Origin of the sequence: Nocardioides sambongensis (genome assembly GCF_006494815.1) — a bacterium.
GTDB lineage: Bacteria > Actinomycetota > Actinomycetes > Propionibacteriales > Nocardioidaceae > Nocardioides > Nocardioides sambongensis.
Genome location: NZ_CP041091.1, coordinates 4,052,083 through 4,073,923 on the forward strand (window position 1 = coordinate 4,052,083; position 21,841 = coordinate 4,073,923).

The following is a 21,841-nucleotide window of genomic DNA, read 5'->3' on the forward strand; positions in this document are numbered from 1 at the left end:
TGGTGGGACGGTGCTCTCGAACGCGACCTGTCGAAGGACAACTCTTGGCTGCGCGCACCACTCCCGGTAAGCCCCGCATCTCTTTCGCGAAGATCACTGAACCTCTCGAGCTCCCGCAGCTCCTCTCCCTCCAGACCGACAGCTTCGACTGGCTGATCGGCAACGAGGCCCACCAGGCCCGGGTGGACGCCCGCCGCGACGCCGGTGAGGACGTGTCGGACAAGTCCGGTCTGACCGAGATCTTCGAGGAGATCTCCCCGATCGAGGACTTCTCCGAGACGATGTCGCTGTCGTTCGAGAACCCGGTCTTCTACGACCCGAAGTACACGGTCGACGAGTGCAAGGAGAAGGACCTCACCTACTCCGCACCGCTCTACGTCTCCGCGGAGTTCACCAACAACGAGACCGGTGAGATCAAGGGCCAGACGGTCTTCATGGGCGACTTCCCGCTGATGACCCCCAAGGGCACCTTCGTCATCAACGGCACCGAGCGCGTCGTCGTCTCCCAGCTCGTCCGTTCCCCGGGCGTCTACTTCGAGCGCAGCGCGGACAAGACCTCCGACAAGGACATCTACACCGCCAAGCTGATCCCGAGCCGGGGCGCCTGGCTGGAGTTCGAGGTCGACAAGCGCGACCTGGTCGGCGTCCGCCTCGACCGCAAGCGCAAGCAGAACGTCACCGTGCTGCTCAAGGCCCTGCAGGCCGTGGCCGAGGACACCGGCGAGCTGTACGACTACGAGGCCGTGATGGCCGACCTGCGCCAGTTCGAGTCGATCCAGCTGACCGAGGAGAAGGACAACACCTCGGGCCCCGACGACGCGCTGCTCGACATCTACCGCAAGCTGCGCCCGGGCGAGCCGCCGACGCGCGAGGCCGCGCTGACGCTGTTGAAGAACTACTACTTCAACCCCAAGCGCTACGACCTCGCCAAGGTCGGTCGCTACAAGATCAATAAGAAGCTCGGTCAGGACCAGGCGTTCGACCAGCAGACGATGACCATCTCCGACATGGTCGCCACCATCCGCTACCTGGTGGCGCTGCACGACGGTCGCACCGTGCTGGACACCGCGATCAGCACCGCCGACGAGCCGCAGCAGATCGACGCCGACGACATCGACCACTTCGGCAACCGCCGGATGCGTACCGTCGGCGAGCTGATCCAGAACCAGCTGCGCACCGGCCTGGCCCGGATGGAGCGCGTGGTCCGCGAGCGGATGACGACCCAGGACGTCGAGGCGATCACGCCGCAGTCGCTGATCAACATCCGCCCCGTGGTGGCGGCGCTGAAGGAGTTCTTCGGCACCTCGCAGCTGTCGCAGTTCATGGACCAGACCAACCCGATCGCGGGCCTGACGCACAAGCGTCGCCTCTCCGCGCTCGGGCCGGGCGGTCTGTCCCGTGACCGCGCCGGCATGGAGGTCCGTGACGTCCACCCGTCGCACTACGGCCGGATGTGCCCGATCGAGACGCCGGAAGGCCCGAACATCGGTCTGATCGGCTCGCTCGCCTCCTACGGTCGGATCAACCCGTTCGGCTTCGTCGAGACGCCGTACCGCAAGGTCGTCAAGGGTGTCGTCACCGACAAGATCGACTACCTGACCGCCGACGACGAGGACCGCTTCGTCATCGCCCAGGCCAACGCCGCGCTGGACGACACCGGCCGCTTCGTCAACGAGCGCGTCCTCGTCCGTCAGCGCGACGGTGAGGTCTCCGAGCTCCTCGCCGAGGAGGTCGACTACATGGACGTCTCCCCGCGCCAGATGGTGTCGGTGGCGACGGCGCTGATCCCGTTCCTCGAGCACGACGACGCGAACCGCGCGCTGATGGGCGCCAACATGCAGCGTCAGGCCGTTCCGCTGATCAAGTCCGACAGCCCGATCGTCGGCACCGGTATCGAGTACCGTGCCGCGGTCGACGCCGGCGACGTGATGGTGGCGACCAAGGCCGGTGTGGTCAAGGACGTCTCGGCCGACCTGGTCGAGGTGATGAACGACGACGGCTCGTACTCGACGTACAAGCTGGCCAAGTTCCGCCGCTCCAACCAGGGCACCTGCATCAACCAGCGTCCGCTGGTCTCCGTGGGTGACCGGCTCGAGAACGGTTCGCCGATCGCCGACGGTCCGTGCACCGACAACGCCGAGATGGCGCTGGGCACCAACCTGCTCGTGGCGTTCATGCCGTGGGAGGGCCACAACTACGAGGACGCGATCATCCTCAGCCAGCGCCTGGTGCAGGAGGACGTCCTCACCTCGATCCACATCGAGGAGCACGAGGTCGACGCCCGCGACACCAAGCTGGGCCCCGAGGAGATCACCCGGGACATCCCGAACGTCTCCGAGGAGATGCTGGCCGACCTCGACGAGCGCGGCATCATCCGGATCGGCGCCGAGGTCTCCACCGGCGACATCCTGGTCGGCAAGGTGACGCCCAAGGGCGAGACCGAGCTGACCCCCGAGGAGCGGCTGCTCCGCGCGATCTTCGGTGAGAAGGCGCGCGAGGTCCGCGACACCTCGATGAAGGTGCCGCACGGCGAGTCCGGCACCGTCATCGGCGTCCGGGTCTTCGACCGCGAGGACGGCGACGAGCTGCCCCCGGGCGTCAACCAGCTGGTCCGTGTCTACGTGGCCCAGAAGCGGAAGATCTCGGTCGGCGACAAGCTGGCCGGCCGCCACGGCAACAAGGGCGTCATCGCCAAGATCCTGCCGATCGAGGACATGCCGTTCATGGAGGACGGCACCCCGGTCGACGTGGTGCTGAACCCGCTGGGTGTGCCGCGACGGATGAACATCGGCCAGATCCTCGAGCTGCACCTCGGCTGGCTCGGCAAGCAGGGCTGGCACATCGACGCCGACCTGCGCGACGAGGACTGGGCCAAGCGCCTGATCTCGATCGGCGCCGACGAGGCGGAGCCCGACACCAAGCTGGCGACGCCGGTCTTCGACGGCGCCCGCGAGGACGAGATCACCGGCCTGCTGCGGGTCACCCACAAGAACCGCGACGGCGAGCGGATGATCAAGGAGGACGGCAAGGCCAACCTCTTCGACGGCCGCTCCGGTGAGCCGTACAAGGAGCCGGTCTCGGTCGGCTACATGTACATCCTCAAGCTCCACCACCTGGTCGACGACAAGATCCACGCGCGTTCGACCGGCCCCTACTCGATGATCACGCAGCAGCCCCTGGGCGGTAAGGCCCAGTTCGGTGGCCAGCGGTTCGGCGAGATGGAGGTCTGGGCGATGGAGGCGTACGGCGCCGCCTACGCCCTGCAGGAGCTGCTCACCATCAAGTCCGACGACGTGCCCGGTCGCGTCAAGGTCTACGAGGCGATCGTCAAGGGCGAGAACATCCCCGACTCGGGCATCCCCGAGTCGTTCAAGGTGCTCGTCAAGGAGATGCAGTCGCTCTGCCTCAACGTGGAGGTCCTGTCCCAGGACGGCACCGCCATCGAGATGCGCGACGCGGAGGAGGACGTCTTCCGCGCCGCCGAGGAGCTCGGCATCGACCTGTCGCGTCGCGAGCCCTCGAGCGTCGAAGAAGTCTGAGTGTGGCGGCGGTACGACGCCCGGCCCGACCGGCTGCTCGTCGTACCGCCCCGCTCAGTCCCCAGCCTCACCTTTCAAAGAACTAACGAAGGACTCACAGCCCCGTGCTTGACGTTAACTTCTTCGACCAGCTTCAGATCGGCCTGGCCACCGCGGAGGACATCCGCACGTGGAGCCACGGCGAGGTCAAGAAGCCGGAAACCATCAACTACCGCACGCTGAAGCCCGAGCGTGACGGCCTCTTCTGCGAGAAGATCTTCGGTCCCACCCGGGACTGGGAGTGCTACTGCGGCAAGTACAAGCGGGTGCGCTTCAAGGGCATCATCTGCGAGCGCTGCGGCGTCGAGGTGACCCGCTCCAAGGTGCGTCGTGAGCGGATGGGCCACATCGAGCTCGCCGCCCCGGTCACCCACATCTGGTACTTCAAGGGTGTCCCGAGCCGCCTCGGCTACCTGCTCGACCTGGCGCCGAAGGACCTGGAGAAGGTCATCTACTTCGCCGCCTACATGATCACCGGCGTCGACGAGGAGGCTCGTCACCGCGACCTGTCCTCGCTCGAGGCCAAGATCGGGCAGCAGCGCAAGCTGATCGAGGACCGCCTGGCGACCGCGATCAACGACCGCACCCAGAAGCTCGAGAACGACCTCGCCGCACTGGAGGCCGAGGGCGCCAAGTCCGACGCCAAGCGCAAGGTCAAGGACGGCGCCGAGCGCGAGATGGCGCAGGTCCGCAAGCGCAGCGAGAACGAGCTGGCCCGCCTCGAGGAGGTCTGGGACACCTTCAAGAACCTGAAGATCCAGGACCTGATGGGCGACGAGGTGCTCTACCGGGAGATGAAGTCCTGGTTCGGCAAGTACTTCGAGGGCCACATGGGCGCGACCGCGATCCAGAAGCGCCTGGAGGGCTTCGACATCGAGGCCGAGGTCGAGTCCCTGCGCGAGACCATCGCCACCGGCAAGGGCCAGCGCAAGGTCCGCGCGCTCAAGCGCCTCAAGGTCGTCGACGCCTTCCGCAAGACCGGCAACAAGCCGCAGGGCATGGTGCTCGACGCCGTCCCGGTCATCCCGCCGGACCTGCGTCCGATGGTGCAGCTCGACGGTGGCCGCTTCGCGACCTCCGACCTGAACGACCTGTACCGCCGCGTGATCAACCGGAACAACCGGCTCAAGCGCCTGCTCGACCTCGGTGCGCCGGAGATCATCGTCAACAACGAGAAGCGGATGCTCCAGGAGGCCGTCGACTCGCTGTTCGACAACGGCCGCCGCGGTCGTCCCGTCACCGGTCCGGGCAACCGGCCGCTGAAGTCGCTGTCCGACATGCTCAAGGGCAAGCAGGGTCGCTTCCGTCAGAACCTGCTCGGCAAGCGCGTGGACTACTCGGGCCGTTCGGTCATCGTGTCGGGTCCGCAGCTGAAGCTGCACCAGTGCGGTCTGCCCAAGCAGATGGCGCTGGAGCTGTTCAAGCCCTTCGTGATGAAGCGTCTCGTCGACCTCTCGCACGCGCAGAACATCAAGTCCGCCAAGCGGATGGTCGAGCGCGCCCGCCCGGTCGTGTGGGACGTCCTCGAAGAGGTCATCACCGAGCACCCGGTGCTGCTGAACCGTGCGCCCACGCTGCACCGCCTCGGCATCCAGGCCTTCGAGCCGCAGCTGATCGAGGGCAAGGCCATCCAGATCCACCCCCTGGTCTGCACCGCGTTCAACGCCGACTTCGACGGTGACCAGATGGCGGTCCACCTGCCGCTGTCCGCCGAGGCCCAGGCCGAGGCCCGGGTCCTGATGCTGTCGACGAACAACATCCTGAAGCCGTCCGACGGTCGTCCGGTCACCATGCCGACCCAGGACATGATCATCGGCCTCTTCTTCCTCACCACCGAGCGTCCCGGCTCGGTCGGCGAGGGCCGGGTGTTCTCGTCGCCGGCCGAGGCGATCATGGCCTACGACCGCAACGAGATCACGCTGCAGAGCGCGGTCAAGATCCGGTTCGACGACGCCGTCGTCGAGGGCATCGAGCCCGGCCAGCCGATCCAGCTTGAGACCACGCTGGGCCGTGCGCTGTTCAACGACACCCTGCCCGCCGACTACCCGTTCGTGAACTACGAAGTGGGCAAGAAGCAGCTCGGTGCGATCGTCAACGACCTCGCCGAGCGCTACGGCAAGGTCGAGGTCGCCGCGTCGCTGGACGCGCTGAAGGACACCGGCTTCCACTGGGCCACCCGCTCGGGCGTGACCGTCTCCATCGCGGACGTCACCACCCCGGAGGACAAGGTCGAGATCCTGGCCGAGTTCGAGGCCAAGGCCGCGAAGATCCAGAAGCAGTTCGAGCGCGGTCTGGTCACCGACGACGAGCGCCGCCAGGAACTCATCGAGATCTGGACCGAGGCCGGCAAGAAGGTCGGTGACGCCATGGAGGAGGCCTTCAAGGCCCAGCCGGCGAACCCGATCTACATGCAGGTCTACTCGGGCGCCTCGGGTAACTTCAACCAGATCCGTCAGGTCGGCGCCATGCGTGGTCTGGTGGCCAACCCGAAGGGCGAGATCATCCCGCGCCCGATCAAGGCGAACTTCCGTGAGGGCCTCTCGGTCCTGGAGTACTTCATCTCCACCCACGGTGCTCGCAAGGGTCTGGCCGACACCGCGCTGCGGACCGCCGACTCGGGCTACCTGACCCGCCGTCTGGTGGACGTCTCGCAGGACGTGATCATCCGTGAGGACGACTGCGGCACCGAGCGTGGACTGCCGAAGATCATCGGTGAGGTCCTCGAGGACGGCACCGTGATCAAGCACGAGAACGCCGAGACCGCGGCGTACGCCCGGGCGGCCGCCGTGGAGATCACCCACCCGACCACGGGTGAGGTGCTCGCCGGCGCCGGCGACGACCTCGGTGACGTCAAGATCGCCGAGCTGATCGAGGCGGGCATCGCCGAGGTCAAGGTCCGCTCCGTGCTGACCTGCGAGGCACGCACCGGTACCTGCGCGAAGTGCTACGGCCGCTCGCTGGCCACCGGCAAGCTGGTCGACATCGGTGAGGCGGTCGGCATCATCGCCGCGCAGTCCATCGGTGAGCCCGGCACGCAGCTGACGATGCGTACCTTCCACACCGGTGGTGTGGCCTCCGCGGACGACATCACGCAGGGTCTGCCCCGCGTGGTCGAGCTCTTCGAGGCCCGCACCCCCAAGGGTGTCTCGCCGATCTCCGAGGCCGCCGGCCGCGTGGAGATCGAGGAGACCGACAAGGCCCGCAAGGTCCTGGTCACCCCCGACGACGGCAGCGACGTCATCGAGTACGTTGTCTCGCGCCGCTCCCGCCTGCTGGTCGCCGACGGCGACCGGGTCGCGGTGGGCGACAAGCTGACCGCCGGTACGGAGGACCCCAAGGAGGTGCTCCGCATCCTCGGTGTCCGCCGGACGCAGCAGCACCTGGTGGACCAGGTGCAGGAGGTGTACCGCAGCCAGGGTGTGTCGATCCACGACAAGCACATCGAGATCATCGTGCGGCAGATGCTGCGCCGGATCACGGTGCTCGAGTCGGGTGAGACCAACCTGCTCCCCTCGGACCTGGTCGACCGGGTCCGCTTCGAGGAGGAGAACCGTCGGGTCGTCTCCGAGGGCGCCAAGCCGGCCTCGGGTCGTCCGGAGCTGATGGGCATCACCAAGGCGTCGCTCGCGACCGAGTCGTGGCTCTCCGCGGCCTCCTTCCAGGAGACCACCCGGGTGCTCACCGACGCCGCGATCAACGGCCGCTCCGACAGCCTCCGTGGCCTGAAGGAGAACGTGATCATCGGAAAGCTCATCCCGGCCGGTACCGGCCTGGAGCGCTACCGCAACATCCGCGTCGAGCCCACCGAGGAGGCCCGCCAGGCCGCCTACGCCGTCACCGGCTACGAGGCCTACGACTACGAGTTCGGCAACTCCGGTCAGGCGGTCGCCCTGGACGACTTCGACTTCGGGACGTACCAGAACTGAGTTGGATGGCGCGAGCGATGTCGCTCGCTTCGCTCGCGCCACGCTGCCGCGCTCGCGGTTGACGTTTGCAGGCCGCCAGGTTTCCTGGCGGCCTGCGGCGTCTGCGCGGCGAGAAGGTCGCCTTCTCGCTCCGGTCGCTCCTTCGTCGCTTCCTGCGCTCGGCGGCTCTCGTTCTCGCCGGTGGCAGACGGGTGGGGTTAGGGGCGCGAGCGATGTCGCTCGCTTCGCTCGCGCCACGCTGCCGCGCTCGCGGTTGACGTTTGCAGGCCGCCAGGTTTCCTGGCGGCCTGCGGCGTCTGCGCGGCGAGAAGGTCGCCTTCTCGCCGGTGGCAGACGGGTGGGGGTTGGGGGCGCGAGCGATGTCGATGGCTTCGCTCGCGCCACGCTGCCGTTGCCTAGGTGGCGGCGAGGGCGGCGATCTCCTCCGTCCACGACTGCACCAGCGCCGGGAGCAGCCGGGTGGCGGTCGGGGTGCCGGGGGAGCGCACCCGGGCGTGCAGGCCGTCGTCGGTCCGCGCCACCCAGATCTGTACGTCGTCGCAGGTGGTCGGTGACGAGACGTGTCGGGCACCGAGGCGCCGGGACAGGTCGTGACCCGGCAGTCGGCGGTAGTCGACGTAGGAGAGCATGAAGACGTCGGCCCGTTCCCGCCGCAGCGGGCGGGGGAGCGAGGCGAGCACCTGGTCCAGCGGCAGCTCGGCGGTCTGCACGCCGGCGGCCAGCGCGGCCGCGGCGGATCGCGGTGAGACCCCGTTCTCGGACGGACCGAGCACGACCGGGACGGTCGTGGTGAACCATCCGACCGCGTCGCCGTCCGCGGGGGTGCGGGTCTGCACCGGCACCAGCAGCGGCAGCGTGGCGGGACCACCCCAGGCTCGCAGCATCGTGCCGAACGTCGCCAGGCAGGCCGCCGCCGTACTGGCCCCGTGTCGACGGGCAGCATCCCCGAGCCGCCGGGTGGTCGCCGCGTCGGCGAGGTCGTGGGTGGTGGTGGACTGCGGAGCCCGTTCGCCGGGCGCCAGGCCGAGGTCGAAGGGGAAGCCCGGCAGACGGTCGCCGGTCAGGTCCAGCAGGTGGTGCCAGCGACGCAGCCGGGGATCGTCGGACGGGATCGGTGCGGCTGAGGCCCACTCCCGGGCCCGCGAGGCGAAGCAGCCCGCCGGCGCGACCTGGGCCCGCCGGTGCGGCGGGCCGACACCGAGCGCGGCCACCACGTCCTGGAGCAGCACCGGCAACGAGAGTGCGTCGACGTGCAGGTGGTCGAAGCCGGCGACCACCGTCGACCGGCCGTGGGCCTGCTCGATCGCGGCCAGCCCGAACGCCGGGGCGCCGACGACCGGGTGGCACGCGGCGTCGAGGTGCGCGCGGACGCCGACGGTCGCCTCCGCTCCCGAGGCCACCGGCGCGACGGAGCGTCGGAAGCGGATGTCGGCCGGGTGGTGGCGGCGCCCGGTCGGCCCGGACGCGCCGACCACCGCCGACATCTGCAGCGCCGAGTGGCGACGGACCAGGTGCGCGGCCACCCGCTCCAGCCGAGCGGCGTCGACGCCACCCGGCACCTGGCAGGAGAAGGCCAGCCAGACCGACGGCTGACCGTGGCCGACGCCGGCAACGTGGTTGCGCTGGTTGACCGAGAGCGGCGTGGGGAAGGGGGGCGGTCCGCTCCCGACCGGCCGCACCGTGTGCAGCCGGCCCGGCGGCAGCCCCCACTCCTCAGCCGGCGTGAGCCGCATGCAGCCGCGCCGGCGGAGCGCCGACGCCGACCCAGGCGTCACCCATCTGGGCCAGCGACAGCAGCAGCGAGCGCACCTGGCCGAAGTACTGCCGCACGCTGGCCACGGCCTCCGGTGTGTCCGGCGTCTGGACGTCCACGTAGAGACGGTCCCGGTCCCGGTTGAACCACGAGGAGGCGTTGCGGGTGCGGCCCTCGGCCGTGAAGTGCAGGCCCTCCTGGTAACCGGTCGCGCCGGCCCCGCTCCCGCGGGCGCCGGGGAACCAGCGCAGGTCCAGGTACGACAGCAGCTGCGGGCTGCCGAGCGACTCCGGCGACAGGGTGCCCTCGGCCAGCAGGATGCCGAGGGCGGCGTGCACCGGCATCCGGGCCAGGTCCCGCGCCTCGTTGAAAGCGGCCTCGGCCCGCGGCAGCACGGCACCGAGCCGGTCGAGCCCGCGCAGATCGACCATCAGCGGCGCGAAGTTGCACAGCCAGCCCTGGGTCTGGGCGTGCTCCCGGTCGCGGGTGCCCATCACGGTGACCCCGAGATAACGGTCCCGCCCGGTCAGCCGCAGCTCGGTGACCGCGCAGGCGGCGACGACGGCGCTGGGTACCCGCGCGCCGCGCGCCTTCGCCTGCTTCTCCAGGCTGACCAGGTCCTCGCCGTCGACCAGGTCCAGCTCGAGGACCCGGACCGGTGCGGACTCGCCGGGCGCCAGGCCGAGGTCCAGCGGGAAGTGCGGCAGGCCCCCGTGCGTGACGACCGCCTCGCGCCAGCGCGCGACCTCGGGGGAGCGCGGGCCGTACGTCGACGCCCGGTCCCGCTCGTCCGCGGCATGACCGAGGAACGAGCCGCGCGCGTCGGGCGGCGCGACGATCGTCGGGTCGGGGACGCCGGCGCGGCCGAGGGCGTCGTACCGCTCCGGGAGCTCGGCGCTGAGCATCAGCTGGGAGGCGGCGTCGGTGAAGGCGTGGTCACAGCACCAGATGAACTCGAAGCGGTCCGCCTGCTCGACCACCACCAGCCCGAACGCCGGCCAGGCGTCGGGTCGGCAGCGGTCGGGGAAGGTGGCCGCGATCCAGTCCTGCAGGCGGTCGGCGAAGTCGGCGCCGGCCCCGGAGCCGGGGCCGAGGTCCACCTCGACCAGCTCGAAGGCATCGGGGGCGGTCACGGCGGCGGCCGGCAGCAGGCGTCGTACCGGTGGCGCGTCGGTGGCCAGGTCGAACCAGGTGCGCTGCCCCTCGTGGTCGGCGAGGAAGGTGCCGAGCGCGCGGCACCAGCGGGCGCCGTCGAACGGGCCGCGCACCACCGACGCGACCCCGGTCCAGGCCAGGTGGGTGCCGCCGGCGTCGCGGAGCGCGGCGAAGGCGCCGAGGTGGTCCCCCTGCAGGAACGACGGGGCGCCGGGGGAGACCGGGGAGGCCGCGACGGCTGCCCGGGTCGCCGGGGTCGGCCGCACCTCCCAGACCCGTCCCGGCGCCGGGCGCCAGTCGGCGAGCGGACCCAGCCTCATGCCGGCACCCGGGCGTCGTCGCCCCGCTCCAGTCCGGTGGTCCCGCGCGCCCGTCCGGCGGCCTGCGCCAGGACCTGCTGGTAGTCGGCCATCAGCTGCTCCATCCGTGCGGCCGCGCGCTCACCGGCGGGACAGCGTGCGGAGACGTTGATCCCGTCCTCGTCGCGGATGATCCAGAAGTAGACCTCGTCGGCGTCCGGTGCGGCGCTGCGCAGCGTCCTGGCCTGCCAGGAGTGCCAGCTCCCGGCTCCGGGGACGTGGCGGACGTCGACGTAGGAGACCACGAAGCGGGGCACGTCCTCGACCTCGAGGAGCTGGCCGATCCGTGCGAACGGCCGGGTCGCGAGGTGCTTGACCGCGTTCACCGCGTGGTGGGTACGACGCACCAGGTCGGTCAGCGACGCGTCGTCGGCCAGGTCCAGGTGCAGCGGGCTGAGCCCGACGTACCAGCCGACCGCGCCGGCGTAGCGCGGCTCGTGCCGGGTGTGCATCGGCAGCACCAGGTCGAGCTCGTCGGCACCGGTCTGCCGCTGGACCGCCCGGGCGAGCCCGGCCAGCGCCACCGACTGCAGCCCGGTCCCGAGGGAGCGGGCCCAGCCGTTGAGCTGGGCGGTGTCGGCGGCGTCGAGCACCGGCACCGAGAAGGACTGCTGGTGCGCGGCAGCCGTATCGGCTCGCGCCGCCAGGACCGGGTCGGGGTAGCGCGGGAACGCGGGGCCGGGGGAGGGGTCCGTGGCCGTGCGGTCGGCGGTGGCGCGATCCAGGAACCGGGACCACACCTCGACCGCCGCGTCGTGCTCGGTGACCAGCTGGCCCAGGCGCCGGTCGAAGGCGGCGAAGTCGACGTGGCTGCCCACGTCCACCTGCGCCAGCTCGCGATCGGTGTCCCCGGCCAGCGCACGTCGGTAGAGCACGACCATCTCGTCGAACCACAGCAGCTGGGAGTAGGCGTCCATCACGCTGTGGTCGGCGCCGAACGCGAGGTGGAACCCCTCGGAATCGGTCGCCCCGTCGGGCCGGACCGTGGCGAAGAGGACGTGCGGCCAGGCCGTCGGGCGGACCCGGGCGAAGGTGTCGAGGAGCCGGTCCAGCACGCCGTCGCGGTCGAGCGCGGCGCGATCGAGCACCGTCACGTCGACGTCCTCGGGGCGGCACGTCTCGCGGTGCCAGCCGCCGTCCTCCGCGGCCCGCACCGTCGTGCGGAGCACCTCGTGCCGGGCGGTCCAGGCGCGCAGCGTGCGGCGGACCGCGCCCTCGTCGTAGGGCATCGGCACCCGCATCACCGCCCCGATCCAGGACCCGTCACCCTCGTCGGCGAGGTGGGCCTCGTGGTCGAACGACAGCTCGCGATCGTCCGGGCGCCAGGCGCCCTGCAGGGCCGTCGGTGCCCAGGTCGTGAGGGCGCCACCCGTGATCGGGTACGCCGAGAACTCCGTGTATTCCATGCTGCCTCCCGAGCAGACATCTCGGCACAGCAGCGCTGCTGTCCCATTCCCTCCATCGGCCATCATGGCGGGACCCGAGGCGAGTGCGACAGGGGGTTACGTCAACCATTTGTGAGATCAAGATCACGTATCGCCAGGGGTGGACAGGCATTCGTCGCAGTGGCTTGACTCGCGGGTCCAGGGAGGGGCGACACATCGGGGTGCCGTCTGATTTCGCATGCCGTCTGCAGGCATCCACTCATCGGGGAGTGACCCATGAGCAGCACGTTCGAAGTGCGTCAGACCTTTGCTGACGACATGTTCCTGAGGCGTCACCGGGGGCTCGGCAGCCCGGTGGTCAACCAGTTCGTGTGGCGGTTCGGGACGGCACTGCCGACCGGGGCGGTCGAGCGCTTCGCCGTCGCGCTGGCCCGGGGGAGCCTGGGCCGGCGGGCGGTGCCGGCGATGCTGCCCGGCGCCCGCGGACGCTGGTACGGCGACCCGACCGTGCCGCCCATCGCCCACCGGGAGCGGCCGCTCGCCGGGGACGGGGTCCGCGGCTGGATCGACCGGGTCGCCGCCGTCGACCTGGACCCGGCCGCCGGCCCGGCCTGGCGCCTGGCCACCGCGCCGACGGCCGCGGGCGGGACGCTGGTCTCGCTCGTGGTCGCCCACGCCGCCGCGGACGGTGGCGCGATGGTCGACGCCATCGTGCGCGCCGCCTCGTGGTCGGCGCCGCTGGGTCTGCCCGCCGCGTCCGGCCGGACAGGTGGCGCCCGCGGGGTGCAGGTGGTGGCGCGGCTGCGCGACGTCGTACCGGACCTGCGGGACGCGGTCGGGCAGGGCCGGGAGATCGCCGGCTGGGTGACGGACCGAGTGGTCGACCGGGCCCGGGCGGCGGTGCGCCCCGCCGACGCGGAGGTCGCGCCCGCCGATCCCGTCGCACCGACGCGCGACCTGCCGCCGGACTCCGGCGACTGGCGTCCGTCGTGGGTGGTCGCCGAGTTGGACGCCACCGCGGTGGAGGAGATGGCGGCGGCACGCGGTGGGACGGTGAACGCCTGGTTCGTCGCGCTCACCGCCGGCCTGGTGCGACGGACCGGACGCCACACCGACACCGATGTCCCCGTCGCGCTGCCGGTGAGCACCCGTGCCGGCGACGACCTGCGCGGTAACGCCACCCGGATCGCCCGGGTCCTGGTCACCCCGCAGCAGTCGTCGCGGCGTCGGCTGGACGCGGTCCGGGACAGCTGCAAGGCGGCCTACGCCGCCCTGGGCGAGGCTCGGGAGCCGGTGCCGCTCGCCCTGGTCCAGATGCTCCCCGACGCGGTCGTCCGGCGGTTGCCCCCGCCGCCCGCGGCCGCCGCGCTCGCCTCGAACGTGGGCGCTCTGCCGGACGGGTTCGCCACGCTGGGCGGGGTCCGCGCCGAGGCGGTGTTCGCGGTGGCCCACCAGCAGGGCCTCGATGTCGCCGAGGCGGCCGCCAGCGGCGGCGGCCTGGTGCTCTTCCTGGTCCGGACCGGCGACCGGTTGGCCCTCACCGTGGTCGCCTGCGATCCGTTCGCGGTGCGCGACGGCGCGGTGCTGACGGACCTGGTCAGCGCGGAGCTCGCCACCTGGCAGGCCGACGGTCATGACCTCCGGCTGCGGGTGTGGTGAGCCGTGCCGGCACCGGACCCGAGGTCAGCAGGCCCGCTCCAGCGCCTCGGCCGCCCCGCGCGCCGCGTCCCGGGGGCTGATCGACCGACGGGCCAGGCCGCGGGCTCGGTCGGCGACCTGCCCGCCCGACGCGATCCGCAGCGCCCTGGTCAGCCGCGCCGCGTCCAGCCGCGCGAACGGCATCCCGCAGCCGATCCCGGCCGACTCGATCCGCCGGGCCCACATCGGCTGGTCCGCACTCCACCAGCAGACGACCTGACCGACCCCGGCCTGCAGGGCCGCGCCGACGGTCCCGGCGCCACCGTGGTGGACGCTGGCGCGGCACCGCGGCAGCACCGCGGCGTGGTCGAGCTCGCGGCGGACCAGCACCCGCTCGCCGGTGGCCGCGGGCAGCTCGCTCCACCCGGCGCCCCACACGATGGTGGTGTCCAGCTCGGCCGCCACCCGGTCGAGCAGGGCGACCAGGCCGGCCGGGTCCGGCACCGGCATGCTGCCGAACCCCACGTGCACGGCGCCGCGCTCCAGGGCGGCGTCGAGCTCGGGGTCCGGGTCGCCGAGGTCGGTGCCCTCGGTGCCGCTGGCGCCCGCGGGGCGCAGGTATCCGACGAACGGTCGTCGCGCACCCCACCGCTCGGGCAGCGGGTCGACCAGCAGCGGGTCGTAGGCCTGGATCTCCAGCGCGCCACGCTCCCGCATCCGCTGCGGCAGGTCCACCACCGCGGGCGGCAGCCCGAGCGCGGCACGCTGCTCGTTCTCACCGGCCCGGGTCAGGCCCCACCGCACCCGCTCGCCGAGCCGCCAGCTCGCCTGGGTCACCCGGGGCCCGCCCGGCCCCGGCAGCAGCCGGACCACGTCGTTGGCACGGACCGGGGCGTAGTGCAGCGCGGCGAAGCCGCAGGCGAGACGCTCCGCGACGGCGGCACCGACCTCCTGGCCGAGCAGCCCGGTGACGACCAGGTCGGCGTCCGCGGCGAGCGGGAGAAGCCCGTCGCGCAGCTCGGACCAGCCGTGGACCGCGACCGACCGCAGCGCCCGCAGCCGGCGTCGCGGGTCGGCCGAGCGCATCTCGCGGCGGACCAGGTCGGAGGCGAGCAGCGCGCGGCTGTCCACCCCCAGCGGCGTCACCGGGAGCCCCAGGCCGGCGGCGGCGTCGACCAGGTTCGGCGCCACCCCCACCCGTACGTCGTGACCCCGCCGGGTCAGTGCCTGCGCCGCGACCAACCCGGGCTGGACGTCGCCGCGGCTGCCGACCAGTGCGAAGACCGCCCTCACCGGAGCGCTCCGGGGAGGACGACCAGGACTTCCCGAGGAGTCAGCATGGCCCACAAGGTAGGGCACCGTGCCAGGACCGGGGCGGCGACGTGAACCGGCACGCCGCCGCGATCGAGGTCTCCGGGCTGGTGAAGAGCTTCGGTGGGCAGCGCGCCCTGGACGGCATCGACCTGAGCGTCCCGGCCGGCGGCGTCTTCGCCGTCCTGGGCCCGAACGGCGCGGGGAAGACCACGCTGGTCCGGGTGCTCTCGACACTGCTGCGGCCCGACGAGGGGCGGGTGCGGGTGCTCGGCGTCGACGTGGCTGCCGACCCGACGAGGGTGCGCTCGCTGATCGCGGTCACCGGCCAGCACGCCTCGGTGGACGACGCACTGACCGGGTGGGAGAACCTGCTCCTCTTCGCCCGGCTGCTCGGGCTCTCCCGTCGGGCGACCCGGAGCCGGGCGGGCGAGCTGCTCGAGGACTTCTCGCTCACCGAGGCCGCGCACCGCCCGGTGCGGACCTACTCCGGCGGGATGCGCCGTCGGCTCGACATCGCCGCCAGCCTGATCGCGCGGCCGCCGCTGGTCTTCCTCGACGAGCCCACCACCGGTCTCGACCCGCGCACAAGGCAGGAGACCTGGGAGACGGTGCGGGCGCTGACCGACCGGGGCACCACTGTCCTGCTGACCACGCAGTATCTGGAGGAGGCCGACCAGCTGGCGTCCCGGGTCTGCGTGGTGGACCGGGGCCGGGTCGTCGCCGACGACACCCCGGACGGGCTGAAGCGGTCGGTCGGCGGTCTCACCCTGCAGCTCGCCGTACGACGTCCGGCGGACGCGCCGCGGATGTGCGCCCTGCTGGCCGACGTCGCCGAGGGGGAGGTGGGCGTCGCGCCTGACGGACGCCGGCTCACCGCCCCGGTCGCCGGGCTCTCCCTGCTGCACACCGTCCAGGTGCGGGCCGGGGCGGCGGGCATCGAGATCGACGAGATCGGGATCCGGCGCCCCGACCTGGACGAGGTCTTCTTCCACCTGACCGGGCCGCCCCGGACGTCTCCGACGCCCCGGAGATCCTCGACGGCCGGCACGCTCGGGACGACCGCCGCGCGGGAGCCGGCGTGAGCACCGCCGTGGGCCGGGCCGCCCCGGTGCGTCCGGCGACCGCCGGCTCCCACGCCCGGCGTCGCCGGTCGACCCGTCGCCGGGCGACCCGGCGCCGCCCGCTGACCGCCGTGGTCCAGTCGCTCACCCTGGCCCGCCGCGGCCTGCTGCTGATCAGGCACGACCCGCAGCGGCTCTTCGACGTACTGCTCCTGCCGGTGGTGGCCACGGTGATGTTCGCCGGCGTCTTCGGCGGTGCCGTCGCGGGCAGCGTGACGGGCTACCTGCCCGAGCTGGTGCCCGGCGTGATGGTGCAGATCGCCGTCACCGCCTCGGTGGTGACCGGGGTGCAGCTGCGCGACGACATGGACCGCGGGGTCTTCGACCGGTTCCGCACCCTGCCGATCGCCCGGGTGGCGCCGCTGGCCGGCTCGCTGCTGGCCGACGTGGTCCGCTACCTGATCGCGACCGCGATGACGGTCGCGGTGGGCCTCGCCCTCGGCTACCGGCCCGCGGACCCGCGCGGCCTGCTCCTCGGCTGCGCGCTGGTGGTCTCCTGCGCCTTCGCGATCAGCTGGGTCTTCGCCTACCTCGGCGTGGTGATGAGGTCGGCGCAGGCCGTGCAGGGCGTCTCGATGCTGGTGCTGATGCCGCTCTCGTTCATGTCCAACGCGCTGGTGCCACCGGCCTCGATGCCCGGGTGGATGGAGCGGATCGCCGAGGTGAACCCGCTCAGCCAGATGATCACCGCGGTCCGCGACCTCGCCGCCGGGGAGCCGGCGGCCAGCGCCGTCGCCCGGTCCCTGGTGGGCGCCGGCCTGGTGCTGCTGGTCGCCGCGCCGATGACCGTCCGCGCCTACGTCCGGGAGGCCCGATGACCGCCACCGATGCCCGCGCCGCCCGCTCCCGGCGGGAGACCCGATGGCGGCTCCCCGTCGACCACGCCCGGGAGAACCGGCTGACCTACGACGACGACCTCTTCCTGCGGGCGCGGCGGGTGCTGGCGATGCCGGTGGTCAACCAGATCCTGTGGCGCATCCCCGGGGAGGTGCCCGCGGAGCGGATCGACGCGTTCCACCGCGGTCTCGCCGCCGGCCCGTGGAACCGGCTGGCGGTCGCCGGCCGGGTGCCCGGTGCACGCCCGCGCTGGGTGCGGGGGGTGGCGTCCCCGCTGCGGGTGGAGCACGCCCCGGTGCCCGACGACCGGGTCCTGGAGTGGGGCGAGGCACGGGCCGCGGTCCGGCTCGACCCGGTGCTCGGACCCACCTGGGAGATGACGGTGGCCCGCACCGTGGCCGGGGAGACGCTGCTGTCGGTGGTCGCCGGGCACGAGGTCTGCGACGGCGGGTCGGTGCTCGCCACCGTCATCGCCGCCGCCGAGGGGGCGGCGCAACGGGTGCTGCCCCGCGACGGCGTCCAGGTACGTCGCCGCGACGACCTGCGCGACGCGCTGCACCTCACCCGGGAGGCCCTGGGCGGCCTGCGCCGGGTGCGGCAGCACCGGCCCTCGCCGCTCGACCCCGACGTGCTCACCTCGGACCGGCAGGCCGCCCAGCCCGCCCGCGGCGGGCAGGGCGCCCGGACCTACCGGCCGTCGACCGTCGCGGTCACCTCCGACGCCGCGGCCTGGCACCGGGTCGCCGCCGAGCACGGAGGCTCGGCGAACACGCTGCTGGTCGCGCTGGTGACCGAGGTGCTCACCACGGCACGCCGGGTGCCGCCCGGTGCGTCGCTCAAGGTCGCCCTGCCGGTGGACACCCGCGAGCCCGGCGACCTGCGCAGCAACGCCACCACCGGGGTGTCGATCGTGGTCGACACCGCGAACGTCGACGGCGTCGGACGGGTCCGGGACCTGGCGCACATCCGCGCCCGGTCCAAGGAGGCGTTCGCCGGTCTGGCCGCCGGCACCCGGACCGACCCGCTCGAGCCGTTGAAGCCGCTGGTCCAGCTCCTCCCCGACGGCCTGGTACGACGCCTGGCCGGCGGGTCCGCCGTCCCGCTGTGCCTGTGCTCGAACCTGGGCCGGCTCCCGGCTCCGTTCCGGGCGCCGCTGGGGGTCCCGGCGAGCGCGGTGCTGATGCGGTCGGTGACCCAGGACGTCACCCCGGACATGATGCGCAGCCGTCGCGGTGGCGTCACCGCGTGGTGGAACGAGCACGGGCCGGAGGTCACCCTCGGCCTGCTCGGGATGGACCCGGACCACTGGCCGGACGCGGCGACTCTGCGCCACGACGTCGCGACCGTGTACCGGCGGTGGGGGTTGGAGCCGCGGTTCTGGTGACGGACTGGCCGGTGGGCGCCGGGTGCGGGCTGAGAGGATGACGCCATGAGCACCGCCGCCCTGCCGCGCCGCACCGACGTCCTGGTCGTCGGGGCCGGCCCCGCCGGATCCGGAGCGGCGACCTGGGCGGCCCGGCACGGCCGCGACGTGGTGCTGGCCGACGCGGCGGTCTTCCCGCGCGACAAGACCTGCGGCGACGGGTTGACCCCGCGCGCGATCGGCGAGCTCGAGCGGCTCGGCCTGCGTGACTGGGTGCGGTCGCACACGGTCAACCAGGGCCTGCGGGCGCACGGGTTCGGGCAGACGCTGCACCTGCCCTGGCCCGGCGGCCACCTCCCGGAGTGGGGCAGCGCGATCGCCCGTACCGAGCTCGACGACCACCTGCGCACAGGCGCGGTCAAGGCCGGCGCGACCGCGGTCGACGACGCCCGCGCGGTCGACGCCCGGGTCGAGGGCGACCGGGTGGCCGCGGTGGTGCTGGAGATCGGCGGACGCGGTGGGGAGCGCGTGGAGATCGGCTGCGAACGGCTGGTCGTGGCGGACGGCGTACGGTCCCCGCTGGGCAAGGTGCTGGGTCGGGAGTGGCACCGCGACACCGTCTACGGCGTGGCCGGGCGTTCCTACGTCTCCTCCTCGATGGCCGACGACCCGTGGATCAGCTCGCACCTGGAGCTGCGCGGACCGTCGGACGAGGTGCTCTCCGGCTACGGCTGGCTCTTCCCGCTCGGCGCGGACGTCGGGGGATGAACCTCGGCGTCGGCACCCTGGCCACCGCGAAGCGCCCCGCCGACGTGGCGATCAAGCCGCTGATGTCGCTCTACGCCGACCAGCACCGGGACCGGTTCGGCCTCGGCGAGGAGCTGCGGATGCCCGCCTCGGCGCTGCTGCCGATGGGGGGCGCGGTCTCCGGTGTGGCCGGCCGCAACTGGGCGCTGATCGGGGATGCCGCCGCCTGCGTGAACCCGCTCAACGGAGAGGGCATCGACTACGGTCTGGAGACCGGGCGGCTGCTCGTCGAGCTGCTCGAGGAGACCCCGGACGCCGACCTGTCGGTGGTGTGGCCGGCGCTGCTGCGCGACCACTACGGAGAGTCGTTCTCGATCGCGCGGCGACTGGCCGGCCTGGTGACCGTGCCGCGGGTGCTCCCCGCCCTCGGCCCGGTGGGGATGCGCTCGGACCTGCTGATGACGCTGGCGCTGCGGTGGATGGGCAACCTGGTCACCGACGAGGACCGTGACCGCGCGGCCCGGGTCTGGCGCTGGGCCGGGCGCCGTTCGATCGCGCGGGACGCCCGCCCCCCGTTCTCCTGACCGCCGGCTCGACCGATCAGCTCGACCGATCAGCTCGACCGATCCGCCCGACCGTCCCCACCGAACCACTCGACAGCGGGTCCGTAGGGTGGCAGGTGGACCGGAAGGGGACAGCGTGACGCAGCAGGTGCAGCGGGTGGCCGCCTACGCCGTGATCGTGCGCGGCGAGATGATCCTGCTCTCCCGGCTCTCCCGGCGGGTCACCCGCAACGAGCTGTGGTCGCTGCCGGGCGGTGGCGTCGAGCACGGCGAGGACCCGGCGGACGCGGTGGTCCGCGAGGTCGCCGAGGAGACCGGGCTGGCGGTGACCGTCGGCGAGACCGCGCGGATCTTCTCGCTGCACCTCGACGACGCCTGGCGCCGCGGCCGGCGTGTCGACGCCCACTCGATCCGGATCGTCTACGAGGGCTGGGTGCCCGCGGACGCGCCGGAGCCGCACGTGGTCGAGGTCGACGGGTCCACCGCCGAGGCCGCCTGGAAGCCGTTGGCCGAGGTGCTCGACGGCACCGTCCCGACCGCGTCGCTGGTCACCGAGGCGCTCGCGGCGTACCGGATCCGGCAGCGCCAGCGGCCGGCCGCCTACGCCTGCGTGGTCCGCGACGACCAGATCCTGCTCACCCGCACCTCCGACCTCGCGCCCAACCCCGGCACCTGGCACCTGCCCGGCGGCGGCATCGACCACGGCGAGTCGCCCACCGACACCGTGGTGCGCGAGCTCGCCGAGGAGTGCGGTCTGGAAGGGACGGTCGGCAGTCTGCTCACCGTGGTCGACCATCACTTCGTGGGGACCGCCCCGAACGGTCGCGAGGAGGACTTCCACGCGATCGGGATCATCTACCGCGCCACCGTCGGACCGGGGGAACCGAGGGTCGTCGAGACCGGCGGGACCACCGACCTGGCCGCCTGGATCCCGCTGGCCGACATCGCCTCTGGATCGATAAAGGTCTACGGGCTGGTACACGCTGCAATCGCCGCGATCGGCGTTTAACGTGACCGGCGTGAGCCAGCACACGCCTTCCTCGAGCCCGCCCGAGACCGTCTTCACCTATGCCGCGCCGGCCCTGAAGTTCGGTCGCGGCGCCGCCGCCGAGATCGGGTACGACGTCCGCGGGTGGGGCGCCCGACGCGTCCTGCTCGTCACCGACCCCGGCGTCGCCGCGGTCGGACATGCCGCCCGCGTGGCCGAGGGGCTGGCGTCGTACGAGATCGCGGTGACGGTCTTCGACCGGGCCCGGGTCGAGCCGACCGACCAGAGCCTGATCGAGGCGGTCGGGTTCGCCCGCGCCGAGGGTCCCTTCGACGCGGTGGTGGCGGTCGGCGGCGGCTCCGCGATCGACACCGCGAAGGCGGTCGCGCTGCTGGTCACCAACCCCGGCGAGCTGATGGACTACGTGAACGCGCCGGTCGGCAAGGCCCGGGCTCCCGAGCAGCCGGTGCTCCCGCTGGTGGCGGTGCCGACCACCACCGGCACCGGGAGCGAGTCCACCACCATCTGCGTGATGGACGTGCTGGCGCTGAAGGTGAAGACCGGCATCAGCCACGCGGCGCTGCGGCCCCGGATGGCGGTGGTCGACCCGGCACTCTCGGCCACCCAGCCCGGCGGCGTCACCGCGGCGGCCGGGATGGACATCCTCTGCCACGCGCTGGAGAGCTACACCGCCCGCTGGTACGCCGACTACCCGGCCAAGCGCCCCGAGCAGCGGGTGCCCTACTGCGGCTCCAACCCGATCGCCGACCTCTGGTCCGAGCGTGCCCTGGGGCTGCTCGCCGGAGCCTTCCGCGACGCGGTCCGCGGCGAGGACCCGGCCGCTGCCGAGCAGATGGCGCTCGCCGCCACCTTCGCCGGCCTCGGCTTCGGCAACGCCGGCGTGCACATCCCGCACGCCTGTGCCTACCCGATCGCCGGACGGGTGCGGGACTTCCGGCCGGCCGGCTACCCCGACCACGAGCACGGCGAGGCGGTCGAGGTGGCCGCCGGCGCCGAGCCGATCGTGCCGCACGGGATGGCGGTGGCGCTGACCGCGCCGGCCGCCTTCCGGTTCACCTTCGACGCCGCCCCGAGCGGCACCTGACCGCCGCCC

Annotated in this window: 14 protein-coding genes; 10 read left to right on the forward strand and 4 right to left on the reverse strand. The window is 72.6% G+C overall.

Annotated elements, in window-relative coordinates:
- Window positions 1-44 precede the first annotated feature (44 nt).
- Together rpoB and FIV43_RS18890 are read left to right on the forward strand one after the other, a co-directional pair.
- The gene (gene rpoB, locus FIV43_RS18885) at window positions 45-3,539 is read left to right on the forward strand and encodes a DNA-directed RNA polymerase subunit beta (RefSeq protein WP_141015370.1); all 3,495 of its coding nucleotides are present in this window, start codon (window positions 45-47) and stop codon (window positions 3,537-3,539) included.
- A gap of 104 nt (window positions 3,540-3,643) precedes the next feature.
- Window positions 3,644-7,504, forward strand: coding sequence for a DNA-directed RNA polymerase subunit beta' (locus FIV43_RS18890; RefSeq protein ID WP_141015371.1), 3,861 nt, complete (start codon window positions 3,644-3,646; stop codon window positions 7,502-7,504).
- A gap of 395 nt (window positions 7,505-7,899) precedes the next feature.
- On the opposite strand, the gene FIV43_RS18895 is transcribed toward FIV43_RS18890, so the two are convergent.
- From FIV43_RS18895 to FIV43_RS18905, 3 genes are read right to left on the reverse strand one after another with little or no spacing between them, the layout of a single operon-like run.
- Window positions 7,900-9,237 carry a condensation domain-containing protein gene (locus FIV43_RS18895; protein ID WP_141015372.1) on the reverse strand — a complete coding sequence of 446 codons (1,338 nt, stop codon included), beginning with the start codon at window positions 9,235-9,237 and terminating at the stop codon, window positions 7,900-7,902.
- Window positions 9,218-10,732 carry a condensation domain-containing protein gene (locus FIV43_RS18900; protein ID WP_141015373.1) on the reverse strand — a complete coding sequence of 505 codons (1,515 nt, stop codon included), beginning with the start codon at window positions 10,730-10,732 and terminating at the stop codon, window positions 9,218-9,220. Before FIV43_RS18900 ends, FIV43_RS18895 begins: the two co-directional genes overlap by 20 nt.
- The gene (locus FIV43_RS18905) at window positions 10,729-12,177 is read right to left on the reverse strand and encodes a condensation domain-containing protein (protein ID WP_181407588.1); all 1,449 of its coding nucleotides are present in this window, start codon (window positions 12,175-12,177) and stop codon (window positions 10,729-10,731) included. Before FIV43_RS18905 ends, FIV43_RS18900 begins: the two co-directional genes overlap by 4 nt.
- Before the next feature lie 255 nt (window positions 12,178-12,432).
- On the opposite strand from FIV43_RS18905, the gene FIV43_RS18910 reads away from it, so the two are divergent.
- Window positions 12,433-13,815 (forward strand): hypothetical protein, encoded by a 1,383-nt coding sequence (locus FIV43_RS18910; RefSeq protein WP_141015375.1) that lies wholly within the window; start codon window positions 12,433-12,435, stop codon window positions 13,813-13,815.
- Window positions 13,816-13,839: 24 nt separating this feature from the next.
- On the opposite strand, the gene FIV43_RS18915 is transcribed toward FIV43_RS18910, so the two are convergent.
- A complete protein-coding gene (locus FIV43_RS18915; protein WP_141015376.1) occupies window positions 13,840-15,087 on the reverse strand; it encodes a glycosyltransferase in 1,248 nt (415 codons plus the stop codon).
- Between the two features lie 128 nt (window positions 15,088-15,215).
- On the opposite strand from FIV43_RS18915, the gene FIV43_RS18920 reads away from it, so the two are divergent.
- The 7 genes from FIV43_RS18920 (at window position 15,216) to FIV43_RS18945 (ending at window position 21,832) form a co-directional block, all read left to right on the forward strand.
- Window positions 15,216-16,190 (forward strand): ATP-binding cassette domain-containing protein, encoded by a 975-nt coding sequence (locus FIV43_RS18920; protein WP_407938914.1) that lies wholly within the window; start codon window positions 15,216-15,218, stop codon window positions 16,188-16,190.
- The gene (locus tag FIV43_RS18925; RefSeq protein WP_196780886.1) at window positions 16,187-17,047 is read left to right on the forward strand and encodes an ABC transporter permease; all 861 of its coding nucleotides are present in this window, start codon (window positions 16,187-16,189) and stop codon (window positions 17,045-17,047) included. Before FIV43_RS18920 ends, FIV43_RS18925 begins: the two co-directional genes overlap by 4 nt.
- Complete coding sequence (locus FIV43_RS18930; protein ID WP_141015378.1) at window positions 17,044-18,450, forward strand: hypothetical protein; 1,407 nt, start codon at window positions 17,044-17,046, stop codon at window positions 18,448-18,450. The genes FIV43_RS18925 and FIV43_RS18930 overlap by 4 nt, the downstream gene beginning before the upstream one ends.
- 45 nt (window positions 18,451-18,495) lie before the next feature.
- A complete protein-coding gene (locus FIV43_RS23350) occupies window positions 18,496-19,197 on the forward strand; it encodes an FAD-dependent monooxygenase (RefSeq protein ID WP_269204038.1) in 702 nt (233 codons plus the stop codon).
- Entirely contained in the window at window positions 19,194-19,760 is a 567-nt protein-coding gene (locus FIV43_RS23355; protein ID WP_269204039.1) for a geranylgeranyl reductase family protein, read from the forward strand. Before FIV43_RS23350 ends, FIV43_RS23355 begins: the two co-directional genes overlap by 4 nt.
- A 115-nt stretch (window positions 19,761-19,875) precedes the next feature.
- Window positions 19,876-20,748, forward strand: coding sequence for an NUDIX hydrolase (locus FIV43_RS18940; RefSeq protein ID WP_231123534.1), 873 nt, complete (start codon window positions 19,876-19,878; stop codon window positions 20,746-20,748).
- A 10-nt stretch (window positions 20,749-20,758) separates the two neighbouring features.
- Window positions 20,759-21,832 carry a hydroxyacid-oxoacid transhydrogenase gene (locus tag FIV43_RS18945; RefSeq protein WP_456237744.1) on the forward strand — a complete coding sequence of 358 codons (1,074 nt, stop codon included), beginning with the start codon at window positions 20,759-20,761 and terminating at the stop codon, window positions 21,830-21,832.
- The last annotated feature ends 9 nt before the right edge of the window (window positions 21,833-21,841 follow it).

Bases quoted from the DNA above. Each gene is read 5' to 3' on its own strand.
- FIV43_RS18895 (WP_141015372.1), bottom strand. From the start codon at position 9,237: ATGCGGCTCACGCCGGCTGAGGAGTGGGGGCTGCCGCCGGGCCGGCTG.
- FIV43_RS18900 (WP_141015373.1), bottom strand. From the start codon at position 10,732: ATGAGGCTGGGTCCGCTCGCCGACTGGCGCCCGGCGCCGGGACGGGTC.
- FIV43_RS18905 (WP_181407588.1), bottom strand. From the start codon at position 12,177: ATGGAATACACGGAGTTCTCGGCGTACCCGATCACGGGTGGCGCCCTC.
- FIV43_RS18910 (WP_141015375.1), top strand. From the start codon at position 12,433: ATGAGCAGCACGTTCGAAGTGCGTCAGACCTTTGCTGACGACATGTTC.
- FIV43_RS18930 (WP_141015378.1), top strand. From the start codon at position 17,044: ATGACCGCCACCGATGCCCGCGCCGCCCGCTCCCGGCGGGAGACCCGA.
- FIV43_RS23350 (WP_269204038.1), top strand. From the start codon at position 18,496: ATGAGCACCGCCGCCCTGCCGCGCCGCACCGACGTCCTGGTCGTCGGG.
- FIV43_RS23355 (WP_269204039.1), top strand. From the start codon at position 19,194: ATGAACCTCGGCGTCGGCACCCTGGCCACCGCGAAGCGCCCCGCCGAC.